The sequence below is a fragment of the Anoxybacillus andreesenii genome (assembly GCF_030813005.1).
GTDB classification, from domain to species: Bacteria; Bacillota; Bacilli; order Bacillales; family Cytobacillaceae; genus Robertmurraya; species Robertmurraya andreesenii.
The window spans coordinates 129,614-145,143 of sequence record NZ_JAUSTU010000012.1 but is presented as its reverse complement, the minus strand read 5'-3'; the positions used below and the strand labels follow the sequence as shown (position 1 = coordinate 145,143).

The following is a 15,530-nucleotide window of genomic DNA, read 5'->3' as shown; positions in this document are numbered from 1 at the left end:
CAAGGGGTTTTTATTTTTTATTTAATTTTTCTAGCAATACCTTATTTTTAAGATTCGTTTTTCAGTGGTCTCTACCTGTCCCTATGTCCCTCAAGCTGAACACGTTTAGATGAATTCTTTCAGTGATTACTTATTTTTCGTTACGAGAAATTAACATTTTTAAAACATAAGCGCTCATATTTTTATACCTTGATTTGTTTTGAAAAAACATAAAAACTTCATACATCGGAAGTATATAGTCCCTTTTCCTTCTCGAGTATAGAGTTTCCTGTTGGTACACGATGTCATAAAATTCATCTAAATCAATAATTTTATCGAATATCACATTAAAATCGTACCAATGATAAACAGTAGAAAGTTTTCTTCTAATCACTTCACCGAGATAAGCTCCAATTCTTGAGGAAAGTCGTATTTGATTTTTCTCAAGGTAGGTAGACTTTTTTAGTCTTTGTAAATAAACATCTATGATCGCAATGCTCTCAATTGAGAAATCTAATTTTTCCTCTGTCAGATTTTTAACCTCCCATGGATCATTTGAAACATCAGTGAAAAGTAGCTCTGCTATAGCCTTTACTTCTATATTTTTTTTATTAAGAAATAGATATAGCATATTAATACCTCACCATAAATTATTTAAATAGCCGTTATTAGGTTTTTTATCTCTTGAATCAAGATAGATAAACACTGCACTACCTGGATCAGCAAAATATGAATAGAACGACAAAGCTACAGAAACAATGGCTACTACCTTGCTGGCGATTTTATTAGAAATCCCTCTTCTTGTCAATTGTTTCTTTAACTGTTTATTAAAAAGTTGACCTTTCGCTTTTGACAATTGCTTTTTAGCCAATTGTTTTAAAAATACTGTTGTATATCCACCAATAGTTGCTAACGTAGTAAAAATTGCCCAATTAAATGCTCTTGAAAGGAAATATTTAGAATTCCAAAATGCATTTTTCCAATAGTTTCCGTCAGGATCAATATTCATTATCGGATTATTATTCGCATAATTATACCCGTTCAAAGTTTGGGGCTCCATCAAGTCTCCTCTCACTGGATCCAGTGACAAAAACACTCCATTTTCAGGGTTATAATATCTCGCCATTAGATAATACAATTTCGTATCGTCATCATAGCGATATCCTGCATAGCGGTATGGGTTAATTTCTGCCATTTCACCGCTTTGGGTAAGGATATTTCCCCATGCGTCATACGTGTAAGAAGCCACAATTCTGCCACTCTCGTCGGTCATTGCCAAGACGTCACCACGGTAATTAGTCAAGTAATAATACGTGATCCCTTTATAAAACATGGTTAGTGGATGTCCGTCATCATCGTATGTGTAGCCCTTTATCACATTCTTATTTTCATCTTCTTCATATAAAACTTGGTTGCCATTATAGGTGTAGAAGGTTTTGCCATGGCTGTCGTTGCTGGAAACTCTTCTTCCTTCTTCATCATAAGAATATTCCGCTAGGGTCTTCCCTGTGGAATCTTTGATTTTTACCAATTGGTCGAATTCGTTGTACTCATACGTACGGTTTCCGTCTGATTGAAGATTTCCGTTCGCATCGTATACATATTTCTTATCGCCAACCTGAACTAATTGATTCGCCTCGTTATATTGAGAAGAAACTTCCTTCGTAACACCATCTTTTGTTATCTTCTTTGAAACTCGGTTTCCGACTGTATCATATTCATAGTCCATTTGTGTTCCATCAGGAAGAGTTTCTTTCGTTAACTGGTTTAGATCGTCATACTCATATTTTGTTATTCCCTCATTAGATAGGATAGAGGTAATTGAGTTATTAGAATCATAATTGTATTGATACGAATTAAAGACCTGGCTTCCCAATAAACCTAGCGTTTCACTTGCTAAACGACCATTTGTGTATTCTTTTGAAATTCTACTACCTTTATTGAACAGGATTGACTGAAGTAGACCAGATTTATTGTATTCAAAGGATGCTTAAGAAAAGAAGCCAAAAATAGCTTCTTTTCTTAAATGTTTCACCAGTAAATAACTAATAATACATATATTATTATTAATGTAAATAATAATGTTGTTAATCTAAAAGAAGATCTTCTAAGCATTTTTCGAAGAACATGCTCATCAAAATCATTCTTTAAATATTTCTTAATGCCTATAAATTTATATAAATTGTAAGCCAATAAAATAATATTGATAATAAATAAGATTACTAACATATGAAATCCTCTACTTGTATCGAACTGTGATGTAACCATCATATTTTTTATCTAAACTATCAAGTACATTTGCTATTATTTCACCAAATGATTTACCCAAAACAGTAAGAATTCCGTTTACAATCATCGTGATTGTAGCTCCTATAATTTGATATGGTATTCTTTTGATTGCCTCATCAGTAACTTGTCTAAGTTTAAATGAGCTTACATTTCGTAATTTCCCTAACTTAATAGCGGATTTTATTGCTACTATTCCAGGAATGAAAATAAGAGCAAGATCAATAGCAATTGCAACTATTTTTCTTTTTATTTTTATATACTTTGCCTTAGTGCCATCGGGATCAATAAACATCACTGGATTATTATGTGCATAGTTGTAACCATTCAAAGTTTGAGGCTCCAATAAGTCCCCTCTAACTGGATCAAGCGACAAAAACACTCCATTTTCAGGGTTATAATACCTCGCCATTAGATAATACAATTTCGTATCGTCATCATAACGATATCCTGCATAGCGGTATGGGTTAATTTCTGCCATTTCACCGCTTTGGGTAAGGATATTTCCCCATGCGTCATAGGTGTAAGAAGCCACAATTTTGCCACTCTCGTCGGTCATTGCCAAGACGTCACCACGGTAATTAGTCAAGTAATAATATGTGATCCCTTTATAAAACATGGTTAGCGGATGACCGTCATCGTCGTATGTGTAGCCCTTTATCACATTCTTATTTTCATCTTCTTCATATAAAACTTGGTTGCCATTATAGGTGTAGAAGGTTTTGCCATGGCTGTCGTTGCTGGAAACTCTTCTTCCTTCTTCATCATAGGAATATTCCGCAAGTACTTTGCCAGCGGAATCTTTGATTTTTACCAATTGGTCGAATTCGTTGTACTCATACGTACGGTTTCCGTCTGATTGGAGATTTCCGTTCGCATCGTATACATATTTCTTATCGCCAACCTGAACTAATTGATTCGCCTCGTTGTATTGAGAAGAAACTTCCTTCGTAACACCATCTTTTGTTATCTTCTTTGAAACTCGGTTTCCAACTGTATCATATCCATAGTCCATTTGCGTTCCATCAGGAAGAGTTTCTTTCGTTAACTGGTTTAGATCGTCATACTCATATTTTGTTGTTCCCTCATTGGAAAGGATGGAGGTAATTGAGTTATTAGAATCATAATTGTATTGATACGAATTAAAGACCTGACTTGCCGATAAACTTAGCGTTTCACTTGCTAAACGACCATTTGTGTATTCTTTTGAAATTCTACTACCTTTATTGAACAAGATTGACTGAAGTAAACCCGATTTATTGTATTCAAAGGATGCTAAGTTCTGGTCATTTAACTTAATTTCTTTCGTATTGTAGGCATCATTTGGTTCAAAGGTCACTTGATTCTGCCCTGAATATGCAGGGAAGTTAATGCTTGAAAGATATTCATCCCCTTTATACTCAAAAGAGGTCATTCGGCCACTATCGCCTTGGTCGATGGATTTTACGAGCCCATTTTCGTAATAAGTGATTCTTTTTGCCAAGGAATTATTCTCATCATAGATGAGCTGGTCCTCACCATCTTTCACATATCTCCATTTTGTCTTCCCATTAGCGACAACCGTTTCACTGCCTGTCTCTTCATCTTTATTATATTGGATGATATGACCATTTGGTTTTGTTACCTGCTTGATGGAACCATTCGCATCATATAAATAATTTGTTATTTTCCCAAGGGCATTTGTTTCACTTTCAATGAGATTTTGGCCATTATATTGATAACTTGTGATAGCTCCCAAAGCATTCGTGATGGATAAGAGATTTCCGTTTTTATCATATTGGTAATTCGTTTGACTATTTTTGGCATCAATTACTTTTTCTAGTTCATTTTTTAGATTATAACGATAGGAAGTAGATTTCCCTTTCCCATCCTCGTAACTTAATACATTCCCAGATAGATCTGTCTTGGTTTTGGTCCTATTTCCATGTGGGTCCGTATGGGTGATTGTTTTGATGGCAGATGAATAGTCAATATTATATTCTTCTTTCATGCCATCCGAGGATGACATGGATAGTAGGTCCCCATAAGAATTATAAGAATAAGTCGTTGTTAAGAACTCTGAATTGTTATTCGGGACAATGGATTCCTTTAAATTTCCTTTTGAATCATAATGATAGGTGCTAGTCTTGCTGGTTGAATCCGTATGAGTAGAAACCAAATTGAAATTTGTATACGTATAAGTCTGGGTATTTCCTTCTGCATCTTTTGTGGTTAGTAGGTTCCCATTTGGATCATAGGTATTCGTTTGGACGGTTTTACTAGCCCCTTCTTCTGTCTCGTTTTCTGTAAGAACATTATAATTGTTATCTAGTTTATATTCCGTTACTTTTCCAGATGGATCGGTTACTTTTGTTACCACATAATTATCATTCACATGGTAAACCGTGGTATTATCTTCTGCATCCGTAACTGTGGCAATCTTAGCCGCTTGGTCCAGTGTATAATTTGTTCCAGGTCTATCGGCTGGATCCTTTACTCCATTCACTTCATGCGGTTCTTGAACTTTAACTAAATTCTCATTTTCGTACGTGTAATCCGTTTTTCTTCCATTTGGGTCAATAATGGTAGCAATTCTATTATTCTTATAAATAAATTGAGTTGTCGTTTTTTCACCCGTTACATATCTAAGCTGATCCACATACTCCAAATATCCAGCTGCATTATATCGGTAGGAGAATTCTTTACCATCATAGCTGATTTTTGAAATTTGCCCTTTTGAATTATATTGGATGTCAACTGCTTTGGATAGAGAATTGCCAAGATCGGTTGCTATTTTGACAAGTTGATTGCTGGAATTGTAAGTGTAGTTGATTTTATTTCCGTTTCTATCCTCTTTAGACTGAATATAGGCAATATTCACATCCGTATCATAATCTACCTTCATTATTTTGAAGGTGGTAGAGGTTCCATCTAAATTGTAAAGCGTATAAGTGTTTTGAGCAGTATCCTTAATCGTCTCATAGTTTCCTGCTCCCTCTCGATAAGTTAATGACTTGGCATCATAAGTAAATTCATGTGTCGTCCCATCTTCATCATAATATTGAATACCATCGCTGCTTACAAATAATTTTTCGTTACCAGTGAATGTCCATCCATATCCAAGGGCTGATTTCTCTAAATCCTTGCTGTTATAGGTTCTAGTGAAAGTAAAGCCTGAATCAGCACGGCCTAGAACCGAGAAATCTTCATACTGGATGACGTTGTTGCTTGTGGTCAGATTGGTATAGCTGGCTCCTCCGACTAATGGATGCGTATCATAGCTCCAATAATCTTCGATGCCTAACCTAGCACCCGTCTTATAAGTAACGACAAGAAGTGGCTGATATTCGGTTCCTATTGAATGTTCACTCGAAATGAATTTTTTGTAAGTATTAAGTGATTCACTTTTACTTTTCATAAGGATCCCATAATTTGATGCTGGATTGGCTAGCCAACGATTCACTAGACTCACAGGGATACTCCATTTTAAGTTGATGGATAAATCAAGCAGTGATCCTATTCCACCAACTGTGTCTATCGGAGTTGCAACATAGTCGCCACCTTTCGCACTCCATGATGTATAAGGGGAAGTTTTGCTATAATTCCAGCTTGCTTGATTTTCTTCCCAGGCTTTTGTCATCTGATAAGCACCAATGTCAATCGGTGTATCATTACTGACAGAAGACATCCATAAATTTAGATCAGCGTTAGTGATGATGACATTTTGTGGGATAGAACTCACATTAAATTTCAGTAGTGAACGAATAACATTTTGATGAGTAGAATCTTTGTAGAGACCTGTTCCTAATTCAAGATCATTCCCACCAGTCTGCGTAGGCGCTCCACTGCGAAGATTCGTGTCGTCTACCAGATTACTAGAAGTTATTCTTACAATCGTTGGGTCAATTGTGATAGGATAGACTCTATTTTTATCATTTAACCATTCCTGGTCAGGAATCATATATAAGTAAAGTTGCCCATTTTGAACTTCGTAATCTAAAGTAATGTTGTATGAAATTGCTTCTTCAGGAATTGATGTGATCCCTTTGTTTGATTTATATCCTTTTGGAATATAAGAATCATACATGTAAGGGGCTTCGATATAATAGAGTTTCTCTTTCGTTTGGGAGTCAAGAAGATAAATGATTTCTCCTTCTTTTTTTACCTCTAAGCCTTCTAGATCCATTTTATAGGTGAATTTTTCTGGAAAACCATCTTCAGGTTTCTCTTTGTAAATAATGTCTTCTTTTACCCGATCAGAACCTATTGAATACTTCAGATTAACTCCATCAAGAATTTCAGGATATGTAATAGAGTTTTCTTTTACCTCTCCTTTTGTTTCTTGAACAGGCATTACTTTAGTTCCATTTTGCTCTTGAATGGACTCAAGTCCAAGGTTGATTGATTTATCTTGGTCCGTAATACTGATGCTACGCTCGCCTTTAATCTCTTTTTCTATTTTAACCTTGAATTTATTGGATTTGTTTTCGACAGCTGCCTTGTCTTGCACATCCACTAAAGTATTATCAATCTCTTTCCATTTTCCTTTTGCATCTTTATAGTGAATGGGACTTTGTGCTATTTCTGCCGTATAAGTTCCGTCTTCATTCAGGAATGTTTTTGAATTTTCTGTTCGTAAATTCTCTACTTCTTTACGAACCTTGTTCTTTTTGTTCTCTTGATTCTTAGCAGCTTGGTGCTCCTCGTTTCCTTTGGCATAGACAAGGAAATTTTCAAATGGAATATAGGCAAAAGTAAAAACTGCCGCAATTAGGCCTATAAGCCATTTTCTGGGTAAATTTGTGTGATTCATAGATGCTTCCCTTTCTGTTTTCAATTTTTTTACAGAAAAATTGTAGCATCTTTGTTTAGCCGCTTTCTATGGTACTTAATGGGAAGACGTGGCTGATGAAGTCATTCCAAGACAAAAAAAACTGCTAAATCAAAAACTGATTTAGCAGTTTGCATACATTATTCCATCCAATTCGTATGAAAGATTCCCTCTTTATCGATGCGTTGATACGTATGGGCTCCAAAATAATCCCGCTGTGCCTGGAGAAGGTTTGCAGGTAAGGTTTCGGTGCGATAGCTGTCATAATAGGATAATGCTGCCGATAAGCATGGCACCGGTATTCCGTTTTGTACGGCTACCCCAATGATCTCCCGCAAAGACGTTTGATAGCTTTCGACGATTTCCTTAAAGTACGGGTCAAGAAGAAGATTTTTTAATCCAGATTCACGGTCGTAAGCATCCTTGATTTTCTGCAGGAATTGTGCACGAATAATACAGCCTCCACGGAAAATCATGGCAATCTCTCCGTATTGCAAATCCCAGCCATACTCTTCAGAGGCCACTCTCATCTGGGCAAACCCTTGAGCATAGGAACAGATTTTACTCATGTAAAGGGCCTTGCGAACCGATTCAATGAAAGCTGCTCGATCCCCGCTAAAGCTCTTTGTTTCAGGACCCTTAAGTGCTTTACTTGCTTCAACACGCTCATCCTTCATGGCAGATATGAAGCGAGCAAATACCGATTCCGTGATTAGTGGTAGCGGTACACCTAAATCAAGGGCACTTTGACTCGTCCATTTGCCCGTACCCTTTTGACCAGCTGTATCAAGAATGACATCGACAAGTGGCTTCCCTGTTTCCTCGTCGATTTTCTTAAAAATATCAGCCGTAATTTCAATGAGGTAACTATCAAGCTCGCCCTTGTTCCAGTCAGAGAAAACCTGATGGAGCTCGTCAGCGGATAGACCTAGTACATGCTTCAAAAGAAAATAGGATTCCGAAATAAGCTGCATATCCCCATATTCAATTCCGTTATGTACCATCTTGACATAATGGCCTGCCCCATCCGGACCAATATAGGTCGTGCAAGGCTCACCATTCACCTTCGCCGAAATATCCTTAAAAATTGGAGCAACTAAATCGTACGCTTCCCTTTGTCCTCCCGGCATAATGGAAGGTCCCTTTAATGCCCCTTCCTCACCACCTGACACCCCTGTTCCAATGAAATGAATGCCAAGCTCGCTTAATTCTTTGTTACGTCTTTGGGTATCAACGAAAAAGGTATTGCCCCCATCTATTAAGATATCCCCTTTTTCAAGGAGTGGCTTCAGCTGTTCAATAGTTGCATCCGTTGGTTTCCCTGCCTTCACCATTAGCATAATCTTGCGCGGCTTCTCTAAAGAATCAACGAATTCTTCTAAGGAGTAGGTTCCAACGAAATTTCTTCCTTCTACCTCCTTCAGCATCTCATCTGTCTTCTCTCTCGAGCGGTTATAGACGGAAACAGAGTAGCCTCTGCTTTCAATATTCATCGCGAGATTCTTGCCCATGACCGCAAGCCCAATTACGCCAAATTGTTGTTTTGTCATTTCGTTACTTCCCTTCTTTAGCAGATCATCTATAGTTTTTCATGAAATGGGTAAAAAAATCAACTAATCTGTATCTTTTTTCGTTTTGTATAAGAAATCCTTGTTGAAGCTCGTATCCGTACCAATTTGCGGCTTTTGTTCCTGGGTAAGATGGCTTGCTTGCTCGATAATATGTGCACCAAACTTTTCTTTCAGCTTGGACACGGCATCAATGAGCGGCTCTTTTTTGGCATCTTCTTCATAGGAAAATAAATCGAGCTGCTTGACCGCATGATCCTTCTCGACGAGATCATTTCCAGTGATGCCAAGTAGACGGACGGCTTCCCCCGACCAATTCCGCAAGAAAATTTGCTTTGCAGCTCCAAGAATTTCATCCCGCGAAGAAATTGGATTTAATAGCTTCTTGCTTCTTGTAATCGTTTTACGATCCTTGTAACGAATCGTGATCGCAATCGTCTTAGCCAGTACATCCTTCCGCTTCAATCGAACGGAAACCTTTTCCGCTAGCTTTTCCAAAACAGAAAAAAGCTCCTGCTGGTTCGCAACATCCATAGGAAGTGTTGTTGAATTGCCGATGCTCTTAAAATCAGAAACAGCATCGGGATCAACAGGTCGGTTATCAATGCCATTCGCCCTTTCCTTCAGTCTGATTCCGTTAATGCCAAGCAAGGATTTAAGCTGTATCTCATTAGCTTTTGCCAAGTCCTCAATCGTATGAATATGGATGGTGTTTAGCTTTTCGGCTGTCTTCTTTCCGACTCCATGCATCTCTCCCACTTCAAGCGGCCATAGCACCTTTGGAATATCCCTTTTTCTTAAAATCGTAATCCCCAATGGTTTTTTCATATCAGAGGCCATTTTTGCAAGAAATTTATTCGGGGCAATGCCTATGCTGCATGGCAAATCAAGCTGACGCAGCAGTCGTTGCTGGATGAGCTTAGCTATCTCGGGCGGAGCACCCCACTCATAGCTGTTCGTAATATCGACATAGCCCTCATCAATAGAAACGGGCTCAACAAGAGTTGAAAATTGATTCAAAATCTCAAACATACCCATGCTCGCCGCCCGGTATCGATTAAAATCCGGCCGTTTCACAATTAGATGGGGGCAAAGCTTTTTTGCTTCCCATAATGGCATGGTTGTTTTGACGCCATAGCTTCTTGCCTCATAGCTACAAGTGACGATAATTCCTCTTCTTTCCTCAGGATTTCCCGCAATCGCAAGAGGCTTCCCCTTCAGCGACGGATCGTAAGCCATTTCAACGGAGGCATAGAAGCTATTCATATCGACATGTAGAATGACCCGCCCATTTTTCGGATACATGCTCTTCATGTAAACAACACATCCAATTACACGAGGTATTAACAATAGTTTAACATATGCTGAGTTAAAGGTTGATCTTATATACGCCTTATACGTACGCGTTCTCTACGTTACTCGTACCGAGTAAAACCCGTTCACACGTACGTATAAGGCTAAAATCAACATCCAGCATTAGCACAGCCTAACATATTAACGAAAAAAAGCAGCCAAACTCATGGCTACTTCTGTATTTGGCTTTGCATGTATTCTTGAATTTCCCTTATTCCTTCAAGGGATTTCACTAAAACCGTTGGAGAGATGAGCGTGATTAGGCGGCTCTCTAGGTTAACGACCCCTGAGAAATAACTGGTCTTTTGATAAGCGACCAATCCTACCTGTTTAATCCGCTCTTCTGGTATATCAAGAATTTCCTTTGCATTTCTGACCAAAATCCCTAACGACATTTCAGAGGTTTGAAGAACAATCATTCTAACCGAATCACTTGCTGAAATTGAGCGATGGTAGAGTATTTTTTCTGCATCTAGGACTGGTATTAATTCGCCTCTGACTCTAATGATTCCGCTAACATAGCTAGGCAAATGGGGGATGGGGGTAATTCCCTCTACTTTCTCAATCGAAAGGACATGATCAATTGGAACTGCATACTCTTCATTCCCGACTGTAAAAACCACTATCTTATTTGAATGGTTCATAAATCCCCCTCCTTTTCCTTCGTAAATACAGAACTTTTCTACTACTATCGTACTAATAATATCATAGTTTTGTCTATGACAATGCTCAAATATCGGCTCTTTTCTCAAACGTTGTTGCTTTTGAACAAAAAATAATTAGACAAAACTCTTGTTTATGCAGTCTATCTGTAAAAACAACGGAGAAAAGTGCTGCTCACTCTATTCGTATCACACGCCTAGTATGAAACGGAATGGCCGGCATTAAGGACATTCCAGAGCCACTATCCGTGCGGAAACAGCAAAAAAGTAAGTAAAAAAGAGGAACCTCTTGGGTTCCCTTTCATATTGCTATTATTTGCTGACTTCCTCAATAATCGCAATCACCATCTCGGCAAGCTTATTTAGCTCCTCAATTGGCATCCGCTCATTGGTTGTATGGATTTCTTCGTAGCCTACAGCAAGATTGACCGTTGGAATGCCGAAGCCTGCGATGACGTTCGCATCACTTCCTCCACCACTCTTTAATAGCTCCGACGTGCGACCAATCTTGGCAGCTGCTTTCTTAGCTACCTCGACCACATGATCGCCTTCGCCAAATTTAAAGCCCGGGTACATGACCTCTACTTCTACCTCGGCCTTGCCTCCCATTTCCGATGCAACCGATTCAAACGCATGCTTCATTTTTTGAACCTGAGCCTCCATTTTTCCAGGTACAAGGGAGCGCGCTTCCGCCAAAAGCTCTACACGGTCACAAACGATATTCGTAGGGCCAACACCCTTAAATTCTCCAATATTAGCGGTTGTTTCTTCATCAATCCGACCGAGTGGCATTTTCGCAACCGCTTTTGCCGCAAGGGTAATCGCTGAAATGCCTTTTTCAGGCGCAACACCTGCATGGGCTGTTTTTCCTAGAATCGTTGCTTTTACCTTTGCTTGGGTTGGTGCCGCTACAATGATATTCCCTACCTTGCCATCACTATCAAGAGCATAGCCAAATTTCGCTTTTATTAATGACGGATCGAGTGCCTTGGCACCTAATAAGCCAGATTCTTCACCTACGGTAATAACGAATTGAATGGTCCCGTGCTCGATGTTTTGCTCTTTTAAGACACGGACAACTTCAAGCATGACCGCTAGACCTGTTTTATCATCAGAGCCTAGAATCGTCGTTCCGTCTGTCACAACATAGCCGTCTTTGATCGATGGCTTGACCCCTTTACCAGGCACTACTGTATCCATATGAGAGGTAAAATAAATCGGATCCACGCCACCCTTATTGCCTTCAAGGGTACAGATTAAATTCCCAGCTCCATGGCCCGTTTGGCTAGTTGTATCATCCTCAAACACATCCACGCCTAGGTCAGAGAACTTCTTCTTCAACACCTTTGCGATCTCTGTTTCATATTTTGTTTCCGAGTCGATTTGGACAAGCTCCAAAAATTCATTTAATAATCTTTCTTCATTAATCATCGATGTAGCTCCTTCCAGTCTTAACTTCCTATCTTAGTATAGCTTTTCAAATAAAGGATCAGCAAATTTTTTATCACAAAGGAATATTTCCATGTTTTTTTGCTGGGCGCGATTCTTTTTTATTGCGTAGCATTTCAAGCGCTTGGATTAATTTAATCCTCGTTTCCCGTGGATCAATCACATCATCGACCATGCCCATACTTGCTGCCACATATGGATTAGCAAATTTCTCACGGTATTCTTCAATTTTTTGTGCTCTCGTTTGCTCTGGGTCCTCACTATTTTGAATTTCTTTTGCAAAAATAATATTCGCCGCTCCCTGTGGACCCATAACAGCAATTTCTGCATTCGGCCAGGCATAAACGAGGTCTGCACCAATCGATTTGCTGTTAAGGGCAACATAAGCGCCACCGTAAGCTTTTCGCAAAATTACAGTTAGCTTTGGCACGGTCGCTTCAGAATACGCATAGAGAATCTTTGCTCCGTGGCGGATAATTCCCCCATGCTCTTGCTTTACGCCTGGGAAAAAGCCCGTCACATCTTCAAAGGTAATAATAGGAATATTAAAGCTATCGCAGAAGCGAATAAATCTTGCCGACTTATCCGATGAGTCAATATCAAGGCCACCCGCCATAAATTTCGGCTGGTTACACACGAGTCCAACAACCTCGCCTTTGATCCTTGCAAGACCGACGACAATATTTTTGGCAAAGTCTTTATGTACCTCTAGGAATGAACCTTGATCCACAACCTGCTCAATAACAACCCTTACATCATAAGGGCGAATCGCATCAAAAGGAATCACATCCGTGAGGTCGGGACGGTAGTCATCCTCATCCACCACGGCTTGTATTGGAGGCTTTTCCTCACTATTTTGCGGCAGATAGCTTAATAGTAATCTGACCTTTTCAATAATTTCTTCCTCCGTTTCACTTCGGAAATGAGCATTGCCACTGATTGAATTGTGAACCCTTGCGCCACCTAAGTCCTCCGGTGAGATTTTCTCTCCTGTTACCGTTTCGATTACTTTCGGGCCAGTAATAAACATTTGGCTTGTTTTTTCCACCATGAACACAAAATCTGTAATCGCAGGAGAATAGACAGCACCACCGGCACAAGGCCCCATGATGACAGATATTTGTGGGATAACTCCAGAATAAATCGAATTCCGGTAAAATATCTTCCCATAGCCATCGAGAGAAACGACGCCTTCCTGAATTCTCGCTCCTCCTGAATCATTTAATCCGACAAAAGGCGCACCATTTTTTGCGGCTAAGTCCATTACATTCGCAATCTTATTGGCATGCATTTCTCCAAGGGCCCCGCCAAAAACAGTAAAGTCTTGAGAGAATAAGTAAATCGGTCTGCCATTAACTTTTCCGTAGCCTGTAACAACCCCATCCCCTGGTCCCTTTTGGTTTTCCAGCCCGAAATCTCGGGAGCGATGCTCAATAAATGGATTTAATTCCACAAAGGTCCCTTCGTCTACTAATAAATCAATTCTTTCCCTCGCAGTCAGCTTCCCTTTGGCATGCTGCTTTTCAATCCGTTCGTCCCCACCACCTAGCTCTACTTCTCTTCGCCTGTCATATAGTTCATTTATTTTTTCATAGATGTCCATCCTACTACTCTCCCTTTTCCTTTTTCTCACATAGCTCCATCAGAACTTTCCCCGTTGATTTCGGGTGCATAAAAGCGACTAATGCTCCCCCTGCCCCTATTTTTGCTTGATCATTGATCATGTTGATTCCTTTTTCCTTCATTTCGGCTATTCTAGCTTCTATCGAATCGACCCCGAGGGCAATATGATGAATGCCTTCCCCTCGTTTGTCGATATGCATTGCAATGGCACTGTCAGCACTTGTCGGCTCTAGCAACTCTAGCTTTGTTTCCCCAATTTGAATGAAGGCAACCTTTACCTTCTCACTTTCTACTTCTTCAATCCCCTGTAACTTGAGCCCCAATACCTCTGTATAAAACGGCAAGGATTCTTCTAGAGACCTCACCGCAATTCCGATATGATCCACTTTTTTAATCATGTTCTCCCCCTCCAACCTTTGCACGATGTTGTTATACTATTCGATAAAAATACTATTCGATAAAAAGTTCTTATTTCCTTCCCTAAATCGAGCGGTTGTTCATTTCCGAAAACATTAGTAAAATAGGAATAGACGATCTGGAAACAGGGAGGGATATATCTATGAAAAATAGAAAAACAAGAAAAATGATTGTTTACTTAATGATATTCGCGATGCTAGCATCGACTTTGTTGCTCGGACTATCAATGTTCCTATAATGAAATGGAAAAGACCTGACAAAAAATCAGGTCTTTCTGCTCCGCTACCTTAATTCGATACTACCTCGTACATACTTTTTCTTCTCCCTCTTAAGAAACTTAAAGGATTGTTTCAGCGTTAAATACGCTTCTATTTCTTTTAGTATTTGCAGAAGAGCTGCACGAACCTCAAACTCCTCACGGTATTTTGGAAGCTCCATATTTTGAAATTGCCTCCGCATCTCAAGCAATTTCTCGAGAAAATCCTTTGAAATCTCTCCCGGACTGACGAAATCCGCTAATTCATCGAGGAAATCGGCTATCATTTGTCCTTGGATGACTGGAACAGGGATAGAAGCGACTAATTCAAGGATTCGTTCAATGACTTCAAACTGTCTTTCTCGCATTTTAAAATAATGATAATATAAATTTTCATTCTGGAGAAAGTGATTTTCCACGTCTTGAAATGCTAAGGATTTGGCTGTATCGATAAGCTTTGCCGCATTAGTAATTTCCTCGCCATCCCAGCGGCAATCATTTGTCCTCAGATAATGGCTAATCTCCCTTATGATTTTTCGAAATTGTCCCTCGATCTCATTCTGGTAGTCTAAAAGTCTTTTCTCCACACTCGGCATGTAAAGGTTCATCAACAGGGCTATTCCAATCCCTATCGTAATGATACCAAGTTCATTTAGGAATAAACCAAGGGTGACATGCTTGGCATTATAGAAGTGTAAAATGATCACACTGCTAGACACAATTCCTTCCTGTGCCTTAAAACTAACAACCGTAGGAATAAAAAATAATAGCATCACCCCGATTATAATCGGGTTGTAGGCGAGCACCTCAAAAAATACAGCCGAAAAGCCCATCGCAATGATACAAGCAATCATCCGATCTACAGCTGCCCTTACAGACATGATCTTCGTCGGCTTAATACAAAGAATGGTGAGGATCCCTGCAGATGCAAAATTATAAAATCCCAACGATTGTGCCAATAAAATAGAAATCGTCGTCCCCAAAGCTGTTTTAATGGTTCGATACCCAATTTTGAATTTCATATGCTCCCCCAAGTATTTATTACGCCTAGTATGAAACTGAATGGCCGGCATTAAGGACATTCCTGAATCACAATCCGTGCGAAAATCGGTATTACTAATTATTAT

The 15,530-nt window shown here is 39.3% G+C and carries 11 protein-coding genes; 1 reads left to right on the top strand and 10 read right to left on the bottom strand.

Annotated elements, in window-relative coordinates:
* Window positions 1-130 precede the first annotated feature (130 nt).
* The 9 genes from J2S07_RS13740 to mce form a co-directional block, all read right to left on the bottom strand.
* Window positions 131-610, bottom strand: a complete 480-nt coding sequence (locus J2S07_RS13740) for a hypothetical protein (protein ID WP_307150979.1) — start codon at window positions 608-610, stop codon at window positions 131-133.
* Window positions 611-619: 9 nt separating this feature from the next.
* A complete protein-coding gene (locus J2S07_RS13735; protein ID WP_307150978.1) occupies window positions 620-1,855 on the bottom strand; it encodes an RHS repeat domain-containing protein in 1,236 nt (411 codons plus the stop codon).
* Window positions 1,856-2,218: 363 nt separating this feature from the next.
* Window positions 2,219-7,057, bottom strand: a complete 4,839-nt coding sequence (locus J2S07_RS13730; protein WP_307150977.1) for a DNRLRE domain-containing protein — start codon at window positions 7,055-7,057, stop codon at window positions 2,219-2,221.
* A 158-nt stretch (window positions 7,058-7,215) separates the two neighbouring features.
* The gene (gnd, locus tag J2S07_RS13725) at window positions 7,216-8,625 is read right to left on the bottom strand and encodes an NADP-dependent phosphogluconate dehydrogenase (RefSeq protein WP_307150976.1); all 1,410 of its coding nucleotides are present in this window, start codon (window positions 8,623-8,625) and stop codon (window positions 7,216-7,218) included.
* Window positions 8,626-8,688: 63 nt separating this feature from the next.
* The gene (locus tag J2S07_RS13720; protein ID WP_307150975.1) at window positions 8,689-9,957 is read right to left on the bottom strand and encodes a DNA polymerase IV; all 1,269 of its coding nucleotides are present in this window, start codon (window positions 9,955-9,957) and stop codon (window positions 8,689-8,691) included.
* A 209-nt stretch (window positions 9,958-10,166) separates the two neighbouring features.
* Window positions 10,167-10,640: a chemotaxis protein CheW gene (locus J2S07_RS13715; protein WP_307150974.1), complete on the bottom strand. Its 474-nt coding sequence runs from the start codon at window positions 10,638-10,640 to the stop codon at window positions 10,167-10,169.
* 330 nt (window positions 10,641-10,970) lie between these two features.
* Window positions 10,971-12,089: a tripeptidase T gene (locus J2S07_RS13710; RefSeq protein ID WP_307150973.1), complete on the bottom strand. Its 1,119-nt coding sequence runs from the start codon at window positions 12,087-12,089 to the stop codon at window positions 10,971-10,973.
* Between the two features lie 73 nt (window positions 12,090-12,162).
* Entirely contained in the window at window positions 12,163-13,710 is a 1,548-nt protein-coding gene (locus J2S07_RS13705; protein ID WP_307150972.1) for an acyl-CoA carboxylase subunit beta, read from the bottom strand.
* A 4-nt stretch (window positions 13,711-13,714) separates the two neighbouring features.
* On the bottom strand, window positions 13,715-14,128 hold the full coding sequence (mce, locus tag J2S07_RS13700; protein ID WP_307150971.1) for a methylmalonyl-CoA epimerase: 414 nt from the start codon (window positions 14,126-14,128) through the stop codon (window positions 13,715-13,717).
* Between the two features lie 161 nt (window positions 14,129-14,289).
* Between mce and prli42 the strand changes: the two genes are divergently transcribed.
* Complete coding sequence (prli42, locus tag J2S07_RS13695; RefSeq protein ID WP_307150970.1) at window positions 14,290-14,385, top strand: stressosome-associated protein Prli42; 96 nt, start codon at window positions 14,290-14,292, stop codon at window positions 14,383-14,385.
* A gap of 44 nt (window positions 14,386-14,429) precedes the next feature.
* On the opposite strand, the gene J2S07_RS13690 is transcribed toward prli42, so the two are convergent.
* Window positions 14,430-15,425, bottom strand: coding sequence for an aromatic acid exporter family protein (locus J2S07_RS13690; RefSeq protein ID WP_307150969.1), 996 nt, complete (start codon window positions 15,423-15,425; stop codon window positions 14,430-14,432).
* Between the last annotated feature and the right edge of the window lie 105 nt (window positions 15,426-15,530).

What these genes read in the sequence shown, in the direction of transcription:
- prli42 (WP_307150970.1), top strand. Translation starts at nt 14,290, where the DNA reads ATGAAAAATAGAAAAACAAGAAAAATGATTGTTTACTTAATGATATTC.
- J2S07_RS13705 (WP_307150972.1), bottom strand. Translation starts at nt 13,710, where the DNA reads ATGGACATCTATGAAAAAATAAATGAACTATATGACAGGCGAAGAGAA.
- gnd (WP_307150976.1), bottom strand. Translation starts at nt 8,625, where the DNA reads ATGACAAAACAACAATTTGGCGTAATTGGGCTTGCGGTCATGGGCAAG.
- J2S07_RS13720 (WP_307150975.1), bottom strand. Translation starts at nt 9,957, where the DNA reads ATGAAGAGCATGTATCCGAAAAATGGGCGGGTCATTCTACATGTCGAT.
- J2S07_RS13690 (WP_307150969.1), bottom strand. Translation starts at nt 15,425, where the DNA reads ATGAAATTCAAAATTGGGTATCGAACCATTAAAACAGCTTTGGGGACG.
- J2S07_RS13710 (WP_307150973.1), bottom strand. Translation starts at nt 12,089, where the DNA reads ATGATTAATGAAGAAAGATTATTAAATGAATTTTTGGAGCTTGTCCAA.
- J2S07_RS13715 (WP_307150974.1), bottom strand. Translation starts at nt 10,640, where the DNA reads ATGAACCATTCAAATAAGATAGTGGTTTTTACAGTCGGGAATGAAGAG.
- J2S07_RS13730 (WP_307150977.1), bottom strand. Translation starts at nt 7,057, where the DNA reads ATGAATCACACAAATTTACCCAGAAAATGGCTTATAGGCCTAATTGCG.
- mce (WP_307150971.1), bottom strand. Translation starts at nt 14,128, where the DNA reads ATGATTAAAAAAGTGGATCATATCGGAATTGCGGTGAGGTCTCTAGAA.
- J2S07_RS13740 (WP_307150979.1), bottom strand. Translation starts at nt 610, where the DNA reads ATGCTATATCTATTTCTTAATAAAAAAAATATAGAAGTAAAGGCTATA.